Here is a 14,602-nt window from a genome sequence, read left to right on the forward strand (position 1 = left end):
ATGAGCGACGACAACTGCTCTGAGGGTCGCGAGGGGGGGACTGTAGTCGGCGGACCACTGGACAGCGAGCGGGCACCGGTGACGCCCACGATGGACGTTGTCTTCGACGTCCTCGCGGACGACGACCGCCGTCGGGTCTGTCTCTACCTCACGCGTGAGGACCCCGAGGCTATCACGGTCGAGGAAATCGTGGCGGCGGTTGCCGAGGACTGTCCGGACGCCGAACAGGAGCGACTGGCTATCGACCTGCACCACCGGCACCTCCCGAAACTCTCGGCGGCCGGTATCATCGACTACGACCCGCGGAGCAACACCGCGCGGTACTGGGGGCAACCGACGGTCGAGAAGTGGGCGCGCCACGTCCGTGAGCAGAACAAGTACGTCAGCGACGAACCGTAACACCGGGACGGAGGCCGACCGTCCGCCACGCTCCTGTTCTGCCCTCCATCGCTGCGCGCCGTGACATGCGGGGGTTTTTCACTCCGGGCGTCCGATGACCGGGTATGCAGGGTAATCTGCCGCCGGAAGCACAAGAGAAGATCGAAGAACTGCAGGACCTTCAGGAGACAGCCCAACAGGTCGCGGCCCAGAAACAGCAGGCTGAGACTCAACTGAACGAGTCCGAGACGGCACTCGACGAACTCGACGACGTCGACGAGGACACGACGATGTACCGCGAGGTCGGCGAACTCCTCGTGAAGACCGACTACGACGAGGCTCGCGAGGACCTCGAAGAGAAGGTCGAGAGCCTCGACGTCCGCGTCGACACCCTCCAAAAGCAGGAAGAACGCGTCCAAGAGCAGTTCGAGAGCCTGCAGGAAGAACTCCAGCAGATGCTCGGTGGCGGCGGTGGCGGCGGCGGCCCGATGGGTCCCGGTGCCGGCGGCGCGTAAGATGAGCGACCCGAGCGACGAGGAAGTCGTACAGACCGCCGCGCAGGCGGCCGAGGGCGTCGTCTTTTCCCGGTACAAGCAGAGCGATGTCGACGACCTCGACGTGACGGTGACGTTCGAGGACGACATCCTCGAAGTCGACGTGTACCTGAACGCGCCCGCCGACACGCGCGACCCAGAACGGGTCGCCGACGACGCCGCGCTGGCCGCACAGAGTGCCGTCGACGACCTCTTTTAGGTCAAGAAGAAGGCGAGCGCGGAGACGGCGAACACGCCGAGAATGAACACGGCCGCGAGCGCGCCCCCCATCGATATCATCGCGTTGGCGTGGGAGGCGAGCGTCTCCGTGCGGTCGTTGCCGAAGACGGTGACCTCGGCGCGTTCACTCGCCATTCCGGCCTCGACGGGTTCGAGGTCCGAGACGGCCCTGTCCGTGAGGTCCGCGACTAGGGCGACGAGTTCGTCGTCCGGGATGGCCGCGCCGACCTGATTGTCCGCCTCGACGGTGTTGACGATGTGCGTGTCGGTGGTCATCACCTCTACCTCGTCGACGCCGTCGAGGTTGGCGACGATTTTCTCCCGGAGTCCCGGTTCCATGTTGTTGCCGTCGACGAGGACGTAGGCGGTGCGCTGGTCGGCGACTTCGAGTACCGCGACGCGAACGCCGAGCGGGCCGATGCCCTCCGTCGGTTCCCACGGTGTCTCGTCCCACGCGACTCCGAGGTGCGGGCGGCCCCGCTTCGCCCCGGCCAGTCGCTCACCGACCGATTTGGCCCCCTGTATCATGTCGAACGAGCGTTTGCTCCCGGGGACGACGTGGCCGAGGTCCTCGCCGTCGAGACCGTTGTTGCAGTTGTGGGCGTCGACGAGCATCACGTCGTCTAACCCCGCCGAACGCGCCTCTGCGGCAGCCGAGAGGCCGACTGCGTACTCCACGTCGTCGGCGAAACTCGGGGAGTACGTCGCTACGGTGAGCGCGTCGTCGCCGAAGGACTGGCCGACGAGTTTCGCCTCGCCCTCGGTGACGCGCTGGCTGACCGTCGCCTCGTCGCTGAACTCGATATCGGCGAAGGCGTCGGCCGCGGTGTCGAGAATCGTATCGACCTCTCGACGGGTGACGAGGTTGAAGTCGTGTCCGGCGGTGGCGTGGGGTGGGAACGCCAGTCCGTCGGCCTGCTCTGCGACGCGCTTGGGGAGATTCCCGCCGCCGATTTCACCCATCGGACCGGGGTGTATCATCGGCAGGACGAACCGCGCCTTCTCGCTCCCGTCCGGGCGGCGGAAGGCGAGTACCGTCACGGGGACCACCGCCTCCTCGCCGATTTCCTCGAAGAATTCCTCTAACTCGTGTGTCCCCTCCGCGATGTGGCCGATGAACCCCCTGACGAAATCGAGAACGGAGACGCCGAGGCTTCGCCGCCACGGGTAGTCGATGGTCCGCAGGAACAGCCCCACGGCACCGGCGTAGAGAACGCACATGAACGCGAGGACGAGGAAGTCCTCCGGCGTCACGAGCAGGAACTCGTCCGGGGCAACCTCGGGCCGGGAGAGGTACGACCGGGTGAGCGGGCCGCCGACTTCGAAGTACCGCATCGTCCCGCTGTAGACGAACAGGAGGGCGGCCGCGGCGACGGTCTGGATGCTCGCGGGGATAGCGGCGACCAGTAGTGTGTGCCGGGAGACGGCCATCAGGACGAGCAACCGGAGCGCGAAGATGGACGCGAGCGAGACCATGAGCGCGTCGAAGACGAACTGCTGGCCGAGCGTCGTGAACACCGCGATGCCACCGGCGACGACGAGGAAGGCGACGGTGACGAGTTCACAGGTCAGGGCCAACAGCGACGCGCGGTTCGCGGTCAACTGTCCGCCCAGTCGCGCGTCGATGTACGGCGTCACGCCGACGGCCGCAATCGTGGGGAGACCGACGTAGAAGACGCCCCGCCACGCGTCTTCGAGGACGAACCGCGAGTCGAAGGCGGCGACGCCGGTCACCGCCGCGATGAGGAGGGCGAACGCCAGACTCGAGTACCACCGCGGGGCGCGGAAGACGAACCGCGAGAGACTGGCGAGGTCACTCTGTGTGGCGGTCATTACGCGTCACCAGTGCCCTCACCGGCATAATTCTTGATACATCTGTGACGTTCTCCTGCCACCCGACGCGGCAACGTCACGACTGGGACCTCACTCACACCGCGCCAAGAAGTTCCGGAACACTGCCTCGCCTTCCTCGGTGTGGGAGACTTCCGGGTGCCACTGGACGCCGTAGATGTCTCGCTCGGCGTCGCTCATCGCCTCGACGCCGCACACGTCGCTCCGGCCGGTGCGGATGAACCCCGGCGGCACCTCCTTGACTTCGTCAGCGTGACTCGCCCACACCCGCGTCTCGGGTGCCAGCGACCCGACGAGCGGGTCGGTGTCGTCCGTTATCTCGACAGTCACGTCCGCGTAGCCGCCGTAGTCGCCGGGGCCGACGGTACCGCCGAGTTCCTGTGCGACGAGTTGCATCCCGAGACAGATGCCCAGCACGGGCACGTCCAACTCGAGGTAGTCCGGACACCGACCGATGTCGTCGATGTCGGGGCCGCCCGAGAGTACGAGGCCGTCGGCCTCGATGTCTGCCGGCGGCGTCTCGTTGTCGACGAGTTCCACGTCGACGCCGATGTCCCGGAGTGCCCGCTGTTCGAGGTGGGTGAACTGACCGTGGTTGTCCACCACGTCGATACGCGTCATGTGAACCGAGAGGCCGGGCGGGCGTATAAGCGGCCCGGAACCCGACCGACCGCCGCTCAGGGGAGTCCGACGCCGCGCTCCTCCGAGTCGGCGACGGAATCCACTGCGGCGGTCACGAACACGAAGCGGGTACCGCCCTCGTAGCCGTCGTCGAGTTCGACGGTCCAGCCGTGGGATTCGGCCATGGTGCGGACGATGGAGAGGCCGAGGCCGGTGCCCGCCCTCGTGGTGGTGTAGCCGTACTCGAAGACATCGTCTCGGTGATTCTCGGGGATGCCGGGGCCGTCGTCGGTGACGGTGAAGCCGTCGGGGGTGGGAGTGACCTCGACGGTCACCCCCGCCGGTTGGTAGTCGCTGTGGCTGTCGGGGCCGCTCTCGGCTGTCGAGCCGTGCTCGACGCTATTGCGAAAGAGGTTCTCGAAGATGCTCAGTAGCTTGCTCCGCTCGGCTCGGAGGGCGCAGTCGTCGGTGACGGTGAGGGTGGCGTCGCCGGTGTCGACGGTGCGCCACGCCTCACGGGCGACGGCCGCGAGCGAGAGTTCCTGGGTATCTTCGACGGTTTTGCCCTCGCGGGCGATGGTGAGGATGTCGTCGATGATGTCCTGCATTCGGTCGGCGGCCCTGTCGACTTCCGTGATGGCGTCGCGGAGCTGTGCCTCGGTCTCGTCGTCGAGGTCGGCGTCGCCGAGTCGGCGGTCCATCAGTTCGAGTTGGCCGGTAGCGACGTTGATGGGGTTGCGCAGGTCGTGGGAGATGGTCGAGGCCACCTGGTCGAGGCGGTCGTTCTGCTTTTCGAGTTGCCATCGGGACTGCTCGACTGCCGTCACGTCGCGCAACAGTATCGACAGCCACTCGCCGTCGTCACCACGCTTCCGGACGGTCGAGACAGTGACCGAGAAGTGGTGGTCTTGGCCGTCGACGGGGAGCGTGACGCGCTGTGTGTCAGCCAACTGGTCGGGGTCGACGACATCGGCCAGTGCCGGACAGGTCGCCTCGAAGGAGTCGCCGATGTCGTCGCTCACCTCTGGCCAGATGCGGGTGGCGGCGACGTTGTAGTCGACCACTCGTCGGTCGCCGTCAAGGACGAGGACGGGGTCCCAGAGGTTCTCGACCACGTCGCTGCGGGCGATTGGCTGGATGTGCAGCAGGTCGAAACGGAACAGTGCGACCCCGGTAAACAGGACGAACACGACGGTCGTGTACGGGACGTGATTGAGGTCCTCGGCCGGGAACACGCCGAGTACGCTGACGACTGGGCCGAGTGAGACCGCGAGCGCGCCGAGGAGCAACAGGACGAGCTGGCCCGTCGCGCGGCGGGAGGTGGAGAGCAGGAACACGAGTAGCCGGTAGTACGTGTACAGCGAGACGGCGTACGCGGCTATGGACAGGGCCGCGAGGCCCAGCCCGGGTTCGTACGCGAGATACAGTATCGGTCCCTCGACCAGTCGCTGGTTGACTGCCCAGAGGTCGGTGACGAGTCCGAGCGCGAACAGGACGGGGTATCCCGCGGTCATAACCACCAGCGCGGTGGCGAGGAGCGGGTGGCGGTGGAAATCGGCACCGGTGTACCGGCCGGCGAAGACGGTGAACGTGGCGAACGAGCAGAACGCGAAGAACCCCGCGAGCGACGCGAACGCCGCTTGGAACGCGACCGTCTCGCCGAGCAACTGGATGCTGAAAAACAGCGTGTGGAGGGTGCCCATGGCCAAGGTGACGACGAACCACCTCGTCCCGCGCTGGTCCCGGAATTTGCGGGAAATCCACAGCGCGAGTACTGCCTGTAGAACTGTCGACAGTGGTGGGAGGCCGTAGTACGCCGCCGCTACGAGGTCCGGCCCGGGTCCCATACTACGTTCTACGGACGGCTGCTTAATTACCTGTCCGGGCTTTCACACCTCGAAAGACTACTCGAACCGCTCGGCGGCCGACTCGAAGCCGAGTTCGTCTTGTTCCCGGGCGCGCCGCCCCTCCTGTTCGGCGATGGCGTCGGGGTCCGGCGTGGCGTCGTCGTCGATTCGAGCCCACGAGTCGTGGACCTTCGAGTGGCACCAGCGGCAGAGATACACCGTGATTTCGTGGCTCGGGTCGCCCTCGCCCGCCCGCGAGTCGTCGCTGTACGACAGGTGGTGTTCCTCCAGCAGGGGTCGCTCGTCGGAGTGGGCCATCCGCCGCTCGGTCAGGCCACAGCGGGTACACTCACGGTCACGGTTACGACAGCGAAAGTGCGGGCAGTCGGTCCAGTTCCACGGGCCGTCGGCGGTGTCCGTATCCGGGTCACCGGCCACCGGACACCGGAACGCCTCGGCACTCCGGGCGTCGGCGAAGGCGGGGTCCTCCTCGCCGCGCTCGACCGCGAACCGACACCGCCCGTCGTCGGTGAGGTGGTCGCACCGGTCGACGAACGCGTAGGGGTCGTCCACCCCGACGGAGGTTCCCGACGGCGTCTTCTCCATACAGTCTGCTCGGTCGCTCGCTACTTCAACGTCGTGGCACGCTCACGGGGCGGCCGACTCGTCCCGGGCGTCGGCGGACCTCGATTCTCCGCTGGTGTCGAACACGAAGCGAGTGCCGTCGTGGGAGTCGTCGAGTTCGACGGTCCAGCCGTGGGATTCGGCCATGGTGCGGACGATGGAGAGGCCGAGGCCGGTACCTTGGTCGGTTGTCGTGTAGCCGTACTCGAAGACGTTCTCGTGGTGACTCTCGGGGATGCCGGGGCCGTCGTCGGTGACGAAGAACCCGTCGGGAGTCGGACCGACTTCGACGGTCACCTCCGCGGGGCCGTGGTCGACACTGTCGTCAGACCGCCCCGAGTTCTGACTGCCTGTCGAGCCGTGCTCGACGCTGTTGCGAAAGAGGTTCTCGAAGATACGCAGCAGTTTGCTCCGCTCGGCTCGGAGGGTCCGGTCGCCGGTGATGGTGAGCGCGGCGTCGCCGGTGCCGACGTTGCCCCAGGCCTCACGGGCGACCGCCACCAGCGAGAGCCGCTCGGTGTCCTCGACGGTTTTGCCCTCGCGGGCGATGGTCAACACGTCGTCGATTATCTCCTCCATCCGCTCGTGTGTCTCGCGAGTCTTGGCGAGTTTGTCGGCGGCGTCGGCGACCCGCTCCGGTGGAATGCCGTCGTCGTCTATCATCGTTCGCAGGAGTTCGGTGTTCCCGTCGGCGACGTTGATGGGGTTGCGCAGGTCGTGGGAGATGGTCGAGGCCACCTGGTCGAGGCGGTCGTTCTGCTTTTCGAGTTGCCACCGGGACCGCTCTAACTCCGTCACGTCCCGGAGCAACACCGAGTACCAACCGACCCCGTTGGTCGCCTGCTCGGTCCGTGAGACGGTGACCGAGAAGTGCCGGTCCGACCCGTCGACCGAGAGGACGACTTGCGCGCTGGTACTCGCTTCTCCGTCCGGGAGCGTGAGGCGTTCGGCGAGGGTAGGACAGACCGTCTCGAAGGGGTCTCCGACGTGGGTCTCCAGTCCCGACCAGATGCGGCTACTCGCACGGTTGAAGTCGACGACCCGCGAGTCGCCGTCGAGAACGAGGACGGGGTCACGGAGGTCACCGATGACGGTGTTGCGTGCGACGGGTCGCACGTCCAGCAGGCTGAACCGAAAGAGACCGACCGTGGCAAGCGTGACGAACGGGAGTGCTCCGTACCCGGCGTGTCCGATGCCGTCGGCGGGGAACACGCCAGCCACGCCGAGCAGTTCTGCGACCGGGATGGAGAGGCCAGCCAGCACGACAGCGGTGATGCGAACGTCCGATTGGTTGGGCGTCGAGAGCAGATACCGAACCAGCACGAAGAACGCGTAGCCGTTGACGGCGGCGACGAGTGCGACGACGGCGGCGTACGCCGGGCCGAAGACGCCGAACGTGTGCGGGAACGGCGTCGACGCTTGGACCCATCCCGTGTACAGCAGCCCGTGGAATCCGTTCGTGACCGCCAAGACGGGGAAACTGACCGACGCTAAAGCCGCGAGAGCCCGAAACCAGCGGCGGCGGTGAAGCTGTGTGCCCGTGTACCGACTGAGGAACAGGGACCACACGACCAGCGAGAGGATACCGAACGTCCGAGCGAGGACTGCCAACTGGCGTTGCCGTGTCGGGTCCGTCGCGAGGACGTAGCCGGCCAGTGCCAGCATCCAGACGCCACCCACGAGGAGCGTCGCCGTGTACCACTTCGCGCCCCGAGCGTCCCAGAACCGCGACCGTATCCAGTACAGAACGACCGACCCGACGAGGACGGTGAGTATCGGAAGCCCTGCGTATACGAATTCGACGGGGCCACCGAGCATGCTAGTTTCGTCTCTGTCTGCCGGTAGATAACTCTTCAGGCCAAATCGACTCGAAACAACCGGACGGCACGAGACCAAAGGAGTTTAGCGGTCGCTGAGCCTGCCGAACAGTATGCGTATCGTTCACGACCCGGACGGCGAGCAGCGGACGCTGGCGACGACTGTCGACACGGCGGACTCCGTCCGGCAGAAAGTCGTCGGTCTGATGGGTCGGTCGTCGCTCCCCGAGGACTACGCACTCGTGTTCCCGTTCGACGACGCCAGCCGCAGAGTCATCCACACCCTGTTCGTCCGCACTCCCATCGACGTGGTGTGGCTCGACGGCGACCGCGTCGTCCACGTCAAGACGCTCTCGCCGTGGACGGGTCTCGGGATGGCGAGTGCCGACACCGTCGTCGAGTTCCCCGCCGGAACCGCCGCCGACGTGGCAGTCGGTGACGACATCGTCGTCGAGGCGTAAGGGTCCGTTCGATGGCACGAACCCAACGGATTAATAAAGGGTCCACACCGAAGTGGGTGTACAATGTCGGAACACAACCCGACGGAGGATAGAGGAAGTCGCCGCAAGGCGGCTGGGCGCGAAATTCTCGGTTCGTACTGATGGAAGCGGAGAGCACGTGACAGCGAACCGCTTCTTCGGTGGCCATCCCGAGACCCGCGCGCTCTCGGAGGTCGACCGCGTACAGTTCCTGGATACGACCCTACGCGACGGCGAGCAAGCCCCGGGTGTGTCGCTCACGCCCGAGGAGAAGGCCCGCATCGCACAAGGACTCGACAGGGCCGATATCGACTTCATCGAGGCTGGCAGTGCCTGTACCGGCCCCGGCGAACGCGAGACGATACAGCGCGTGACCGACCTCGATTTGGACGCCACGGTGACGAGTTTCTGCCGTGGCATCAAAAACGACATCGACCTCGCGCTGGACTGCGGCGTCGACGGCATCGACCTCGTCGTCCCGGCCAGCGACCGCCACGTCGAGGGGAAGGTCGGCACCGACCACGACGCGAACGTCGCCAACACGGTGGAACTCGTCGAGTACGCCAAAGACCACGGCCTCTGGGTCGAGGTCATCGGCGAGGACGGCTCCCGGGCGGACGTGGACTACCTCGTCGAGGTGCTCGGCGGGGCCATCGACTCCGGGGCGGACCGCATCTGCTACGCCGACACCGTCGGCCACGCGACGCCCGACGAGACGCTCGAACGGGTCGCCGCGCTCGCGGAGCTGGGGCCGACCAGTACCCACACACACGACGACCTCGGACTGGCCGTGACGAACGCCCTCGTCAGCATCGCCGCCGGGGCCGACTTCGTCCACGGCACTATCAACGGCATCGGCGAGCGTGCGGGCAACGTCGCCCTCGAAGAGGTCGCCATCGCCCTCTCACACGGCTACGACGTGCCGTCGATGGACCTCACCGAGGTGTACGACCTCGCGCAACTCATCGCCAAGTTCACCGGTATCCCGCTGGCCCCGAACAAGGCCGTCGTGGGCGAGAACGCCTTCACCCACGAGTCGGGCATCCACACCGACGGGACGCTCAAAGACGACGCGATGTACGAGCCGTACCCGCCGGAGACGGTGGGGCGTGAACGCCGCCTCGCGCTCGGGAAACACGCTGGCCGCGCCGGCGTCGAGGCGACCCTCGCGGAGCGCGACATCGAAGTCGACGACGACCACCTCGACGACATCGTGGCCCGCGTCAAGGAACTCGGCGACCGGGGCAAGCGCGTCACCGACGCCGACCTGCTCGCCATCGCCGAGGACGTGCGCGGCACCGACCGGGACCGCCGCGTCGAACTGCTCGACCTGACGGCCGTCAGCGGCGTCTCCCCACCCACGGCGAGCGTCCGCCTGTCCGTCGACGACGAAGTCCGCGAACAGGCGGCGACCGGGAGCGGCCCCGTCGACGCCGCGATGAACGCCGCCGAGGTGGCACTGAGCCACAGCGCGGACGCCGCGCTCGAATCCTACCACGTCGACGCCATCACCGAAGGCACCGACGCCATCGTCACCGTCGAGGTGGAGATGTCCCGCGGCGACGACCACGTCACCGTCACCGCGAGCGACTCGGACATTACCCGCGCGTCCGTGACCGCGATGGTCGACGCGATGGACCGACTGGTCGCCGACGACGACGAGCAGGTCATCGCCGACTAAATTTTACGTCGTCGGGTGCCACGCTTCGCGCGGCACCGCTCCTCGCAAAATTTAGTATAACAGGGTGTCGTACAACGGTTCCCATACCTGTTAGCACCGCCCCGAATCGGTCAATTCAGGATACCCACATACCAGCCCGACACTCAAAAATACCATAATATTGTTACGAATCACGTGCGAGACTTAGAGCCAGCAGATGAAGCAGTGATTCAGCAACCAAGCGGAAGGACATCACCCTAACGGAGCGGTTCGAAATTAAGAAGCGACGGATTTGTAGACTGGTCTTCCGATCAGGAATAGGCCTAAGATGCCGAATATAAGTGGTAGAGGGCTACTCTTTTTCTCAAGATACGATTTCGAGGGCGAGCCTTGCACGACATAGGCCGTGGTTGTCTCCCCGACATTGTACTGGTCAATTCTGTCTTCCGCGGCAGTCCTTGTGTCGGACGCTTTTGTTCCGATTCCCGGTCTGATGTTGTCGGAAGTGTATTGGGTTCCGTTGTACGTGTAGCTGTAAGTGACGTGGGGTGTGTACCTGTCCCCTCTTTTTGAGGAATCCATGGTGACTTCTTTGCTCTCTACCGTGGCTTCAATCTGCACCCCGGACGAGAGGCTTTGTTGCTGAGAGTATGCCATGTATCCAGCAACTCCGAGCAGCACAATCCCCAGTACTATACTTATCAGAGACAGCTTCGACATATTCGTGATTGTTTAGACTACTGAATGTTAGTTTCGACGTATTTCTCACTGCGAAACACATGCAGGAGCAGTTTGACGGGTGATTCGCTACTGAACCTGTGAAACCAATCCCTTGCGAAGTGTTCTATGACACCCTCTAGTATAAAAATACCGTCACGCTCGGTCGTTGGCCTCGCGTGACGTGAACCGGCGCGCGCCGGATGCTCGTGGTCCCGCACCGTGACGCTGGCCGCGACTGCACCCGAACAGCGGCCGCGCCTCCGTCACTCCTCGACCGCTTTCGATTCTTCTTCGACGTCGATGGTGATTGTCACCGGTTCGTCGGCAGTATCGGCCGCCGCCTTGGACTCCAGTTCCGAAACGAGGAGGTCGACGTTACGTTTGTTCGTCTTCCAGACGGCGTCGAACAGAGTGCCGACGAACGGGAGCGACCCGCCCGCCACGTCGACGGCGATGTTCCCGAGCATTCGGACGACGGTGGTGAACGGTACGCCGAGGTAGGCCGACTCCGCGACGATGTACAGCGAGAGGCCGCCGCTCAGCACGTCGCCGACGACGGGCACCGCGCTCAACAGCGGGTCGAGGCCGACACGGAACTCCGTGCCCGGCACGCGGATGCTCTCGTCGAGGATGTAGGCGACCGTCCGCAGTCGTTCGAGTGCCGCGTCGTCGACGCTCTCCGGCACGTCGCCGTCGAACGCCTCGTCGAGTCGTGCGTCGAGGTCGGCGGTCATGGTGCCCGGGCTTCGCTCCCGCGACTGAAAAGGTCGGTGCCGACCGCCGGAGCCGTCGGCGTTGAAGTACCCGGCGGGCAAAGCGGGAGTATGGGTGGCACTCGCGTCGCCGTCGCCGGGACGTTCGGTCCGCTTCACGACGGGCACCGGAACCTCCTGCGGACGGCACTGAAGTACGGTGACGGTGGAATCGTGGTCGGACTGACGACCGACACGTTCGCACAGGCTTCACGGACTCGTGATGTCCCCCCGTTCGGGGACCGGGCGGCGGGCGTCGAGGCGGCCATCGACGAAGTCGACGAGTGGGGGCGCGAACACGAGGTCAGGGCCATCGACAGCGAGGCGGACATCGTCGACGCGGACCCGGACATCGACGCCCTGGTCGTCTCGCCGGAGACGGCACCCGAACTGGCCGACATCAACGAGACGCGGCGAGAACAGGGGATGGTCCCACTGGAGGGCATCGTCGCGCCGTACGTCCTCGCCGAGGATGGTGAACGTATCTCATCGACCCGTATCGCACGCGGCGAGATAGACGAACACGGGGCACTTCTGGACGATGCGAGTGACGGCTGAGCGGTGGTAACGGCTGGCCTACTCCGCGCCTTCCACGTCGAACTCCTCGGGCGGTCTGCCGGCGTCGTCGAGGACGGTGTCGGAGACGAGGATGGGGCAGTCGACACGGAGGGCGAGGGCGATGCCGTCGCTGGGGCGGGCGTCGAACACGAGGTCCTTGCGCTCGCCGCCGTGGTACTGTTCGGCGTCGACTTTCCCGTAGAAGGTGCCGTCCGCGAGGTCGTCGATGCGTACCCGGTCGATGGCACCGCCGAACTCGGCGACCATCTGGACGAACAAATCGTGAGTCAACGGGCGGTCGAACGGTTCCCCGTCGAGTGCCAACTGCATCGACTGGGCTTGGTCACTACTGACGAAGATGGGGAGCAGTTCGTCGCGGGCGTGCAGGACGACGACGGGGGCACCGGACCCCTCGTCGCCGACACCGACGCCGACGCCCTCGACGGTGGCCTCGTTCATGCCCATCCGTACGACGAGCAGGTATGAAAAGATACCCCGCGGCGAGAAATGGAAGTGCCCCGGGCACGTACGAGCGTCCGTGACGGACTCGACGTACCGCCTCGAAATCAAGCCGTCGGCCCGCCGGGTCTGTCGCCGCGTGGGCGAGTGGGTCAACCGTGACGGAACTCGCCGCCGGTTCGACTCGAAGGCACTGGCCCGCCAGTGGGCACGCGATTGCCGTGGTCCCGGCGCGACGGTCTGGGTGCAGGACGCCGCACCGGCCGACGAGCGGCCCGTCGACGGCTACCTCGTCGGCGGTGCGCGACGGGGCCGAACGCGCGACCACTCGACCCCGGAACAGGCGTCGCTGGGCCGGTTCTGAGCCACGGGCGGTCCACGCCCGAACGTGGTGTTTTTGTCGTCCGGGTTCCAACGGACCGTATGGCTGACCCCGAGACAGACGACGGGACGCTCAATCGCAAGCGGGCGGCACTCGCGGTGTTGCCGTTTCTCGCGCTGGGTGTCGGAAACGTCGTCCTCATCCTCGGGTGGGGTCTCGACGGCATCTGGGGTTTCCTTCTGCTTCCCCCGGTGCTGTTCATTTGTGTCCTCGCGTGGATAGCGTTCCGAACCGGCTTCGTGAACGACCGGACGGGCGACGTGCGGGGGACTGAAACGGACGCCGAGCCGTAACTCACCGCTCTCGCGGGACCATCTCCACCGGGTCGGCAGGCCCCGCCGTCACGCCCGGTTGGAGGTCGAGCGTCCGCTCCGGGTTCGCGAGGTGTAGTTCGTAGGTCTGTGCGATAGTCCCGAGGACGAGTTTCGCCTCCATCCGCGCGAATCGCATTCCGATGCACCGACGCGGACCGCCGCCGAACGGGAAGTACGCGTACTCCGGCCGGTCGCTGTCGTCGGTCCAGCGGTCGGGCCGGAACTGCTCCGGGTCGTCGTACCATCGCTCGTCTCGGTGGACGTTCCACTGCGGGATGGTGAGTTTCGCCCCCGACTCGACGGTGTGGCCGCCGAGTTCGACGGGTTCGGTCGCCTCGCGGACGACCCGGTACACCGGCGGGTAGAGCCGCATCGACTCGGTGACGACCCGGTCCGTGTACGACAGGTTCGGCAGGTCGCTCATCCCCGGTGGCTCGCCCCCGAGTTCGGCGTCGAGTTCTGCGTGCAGTCGCTCCCGCGCGTCGGGGTTCCGTGCGAGCAGGTACCACGTGTACGTCAGCGCGAGCGACGTGGTTTCGTGGCCGGCCAGCAGGAACGTGACCAGTTGGTCCCGAAGCGTCTCCCGCGGTATCTCGCCGTTCCGGTGGGCGACGATGAGCGTCGAGAGCAGGTCGTCCCGGCCCTCGGCGTCACCTTCCCGCTCCGCGACGAGAGTGTCGATGACGCCGTCGATGGCGTCGACGCCCCGCTTCGCCCGTCGGTTCCACGGCGTCGGTACCCACGTCGGCAACAGTGCCACCATCGTCGTCGCCTCCGAGAGCGCGCCGATGTCGGCCATCGCCTCCGAGATGGTGTCGACGTGTTCGGTGATGTCCGTCCCGAACAGCGACCGAGCGAGGATTCTGACCGTGACTCGCCGCATCTCCTCGTCGATTTCCACCGGCTCGCCGGCGTCCCACCGCTCGACTGCGTCCGTGGCGCAGTCGGTCATCGTCGCCACGTAGGACTGTATCTTCTCGGGGCTGAACGACGGTTGAATCCGCTGCCGTTGCTCGCGCCAGCGGTCCCCCTCGCTCGTGAGCAACCCCTCGCCGAGGACGAAGTCCAACTGCTCGCGCTGGAACTGCCCCTTCCTGAACGAGTCGTGTTCCGTCGACAACACGCGCTTCACGTCGTCGGGGTGCATCACCATGTAGAACTGCTGACGCCCGACGCTGTAGGGAACCACGTCGCCGAACTCCGCACACTCCTCGTAGAAGCCGAACGGGTCCCGGGCGAACTGGAAGGTGTTCCCGAGTATCGGCACGCCGTCGGGTCCCCGGAGTTCGCCCGTGTCAACTGATGCCATACCAATTTTGTCGTCGCGTTCCGTGAAGGTCCCTCCGCTCGTCATGTGTGGGTCTTTA

Annotated in this window: 17 protein-coding genes; 8 read left to right on the plus strand and 9 right to left on the minus strand. The window is 65.8% G+C overall.

All coding sequences use genetic code 11. From position 1 onward, the window contains the following. The 3 genes from MUG95_RS11415 (at window position 1) to MUG95_RS11425 (ending at window position 1,131) form a co-directional block, all read left to right on the plus strand. Complete coding sequence (locus MUG95_RS11415; RefSeq protein WP_247007450.1) at window positions 1–399, plus strand: DUF7344 domain-containing protein; 399 nt, start codon at window positions 1–3, stop codon at window positions 397–399. 104 nt (window positions 400–503) lie between these two features. After that, window positions 504–893, plus strand: coding sequence for a prefoldin subunit beta (locus MUG95_RS11420; RefSeq protein ID WP_247007466.1), 390 nt, complete (start codon window positions 504–506; stop codon window positions 891–893). Between the two features lies 1 nt (window position 894). Next, the gene (locus tag MUG95_RS11425) at window positions 895–1,131 is read left to right on the plus strand and encodes a DUF3194 domain-containing protein (protein ID WP_247007470.1); all 237 of its coding nucleotides are present in this window, start codon (window positions 895–897) and stop codon (window positions 1,129–1,131) included. Here MUG95_RS11425 and MUG95_RS11430 read toward each other — a convergent pair. From MUG95_RS11430 to MUG95_RS11450, 5 genes are all read right to left on the minus strand, one after another. Continuing rightward, window positions 1,128–2,984, minus strand: coding sequence for a DUF2070 family protein (locus MUG95_RS11430; protein ID WP_247007472.1), 1,857 nt, complete (start codon window positions 2,982–2,984; stop codon window positions 1,128–1,130). The genes MUG95_RS11425 and MUG95_RS11430 overlap by 4 nt on opposite strands. 90 nt (window positions 2,985–3,074) lie before the next feature. After that, window positions 3,075–3,623: a GMP synthase subunit A gene (locus MUG95_RS11435; protein ID WP_247007478.1), complete on the minus strand. Its 549-nt coding sequence runs from the start codon at window positions 3,621–3,623 to the stop codon at window positions 3,075–3,077. A gap of 56 nt (window positions 3,624–3,679) precedes the next feature. Then, window positions 3,680–5,470 carry a sensor histidine kinase gene (locus tag MUG95_RS11440; RefSeq protein ID WP_247007485.1) on the minus strand — a complete coding sequence of 597 codons (1,791 nt, stop codon included), beginning with the start codon at window positions 5,468–5,470 and terminating at the stop codon, window positions 3,680–3,682. Window positions 5,471–5,527: 57 nt separating this feature from the next. Beyond that, window positions 5,528–6,076: a DUF7097 family protein gene (locus tag MUG95_RS11445; protein ID WP_247007487.1), complete on the minus strand. Its 549-nt coding sequence runs from the start codon at window positions 6,074–6,076 to the stop codon at window positions 5,528–5,530. A gap of 42 nt (window positions 6,077–6,118) precedes the next feature. Next, window positions 6,119–7,912 (minus strand): sensor histidine kinase, encoded by a 1,794-nt coding sequence (locus MUG95_RS11450; RefSeq protein WP_247007495.1) that lies wholly within the window; start codon window positions 7,910–7,912, stop codon window positions 6,119–6,121. Between the two features lie 112 nt (window positions 7,913–8,024). Here MUG95_RS11450 and MUG95_RS11455 point away from each other — a divergent pair, with 112 nt between their 5' ends. Beyond that, window positions 8,025–8,372 carry a DUF192 domain-containing protein gene (locus MUG95_RS11455; protein ID WP_247007497.1) on the plus strand — a complete coding sequence of 116 codons (348 nt, stop codon included), beginning with the start codon at window positions 8,025–8,027 and terminating at the stop codon, window positions 8,370–8,372. A 157-nt stretch (window positions 8,373–8,529) separates the two neighbouring features. Continuing rightward, complete coding sequence (locus MUG95_RS11460) at window positions 8,530–10,071, plus strand: (R)-citramalate synthase (protein WP_247007499.1); 1,542 nt, start codon at window positions 8,530–8,532, stop codon at window positions 10,069–10,071. 255 nt (window positions 10,072–10,326) lie between these two features. Here MUG95_RS11460 and MUG95_RS11465 read toward each other — a convergent pair whose 3' ends face one another. Together MUG95_RS11465 and MUG95_RS11470 are read right to left on the minus strand one after the other, a co-directional pair. Further along, on the minus strand, window positions 10,327–10,770 hold the full coding sequence (locus MUG95_RS11465) for a DUF3592 domain-containing protein (RefSeq protein ID WP_247007506.1): 444 nt from the start codon (window positions 10,768–10,770) through the stop codon (window positions 10,327–10,329). A gap of 263 nt (window positions 10,771–11,033) precedes the next feature. Further along, entirely contained in the window at window positions 11,034–11,504 is a 471-nt protein-coding gene (locus tag MUG95_RS11470) for a DUF4112 domain-containing protein (protein ID WP_247007509.1), read from the minus strand. Window positions 11,505–11,594: 90 nt separating this feature from the next. Here MUG95_RS11470 and MUG95_RS11475 point away from each other — a divergent pair, with 90 nt between their 5' ends. After that, window positions 11,595–12,080 carry a phosphopantetheine adenylyltransferase gene (locus MUG95_RS11475; RefSeq protein ID WP_247007510.1) on the plus strand — a complete coding sequence of 162 codons (486 nt, stop codon included), beginning with the start codon at window positions 11,595–11,597 and terminating at the stop codon, window positions 12,078–12,080. A gap of 18 nt (window positions 12,081–12,098) precedes the next feature. On the opposite strand, the gene MUG95_RS11480 is transcribed toward MUG95_RS11475, so the two are convergent. Further along, on the minus strand, window positions 12,099–12,539 hold the full coding sequence (locus MUG95_RS11480; protein WP_247007512.1) for a bifunctional nuclease family protein: 441 nt from the start codon (window positions 12,537–12,539) through the stop codon (window positions 12,099–12,101). Between the two features lie 79 nt (window positions 12,540–12,618). Here MUG95_RS11480 and MUG95_RS11485 point away from each other — a divergent pair, with 79 nt between their 5' ends. Continuing rightward, the gene (locus tag MUG95_RS11485; RefSeq protein ID WP_247007521.1) at window positions 12,619–12,903 is read left to right on the plus strand and encodes a DUF8081 domain-containing protein; all 285 of its coding nucleotides are present in this window, start codon (window positions 12,619–12,621) and stop codon (window positions 12,901–12,903) included. 59 nt (window positions 12,904–12,962) lie between these two features. Further along, complete coding sequence (locus MUG95_RS11490; RefSeq protein WP_247007523.1) at window positions 12,963–13,214, plus strand: DUF8142 family protein; 252 nt, start codon at window positions 12,963–12,965, stop codon at window positions 13,212–13,214. 1 nt (window position 13,215) lies between these two features. Here MUG95_RS11490 and MUG95_RS11495 read toward each other — a convergent pair whose 3' ends face one another. Continuing rightward, complete coding sequence (locus tag MUG95_RS11495; RefSeq protein ID WP_247007525.1) at window positions 13,216–14,544, minus strand: cytochrome P450; 1,329 nt, start codon at window positions 14,542–14,544, stop codon at window positions 13,216–13,218. Between the last annotated feature and the right edge of the window lie 58 nt (window positions 14,545–14,602).

This window comes from Halorientalis litorea (assembly GCF_023028225.1).
GTDB classification, from domain to species: Archaea; Halobacteriota; Halobacteria; order Halobacteriales; family Haloarculaceae; genus Halorientalis; species Halorientalis litorea.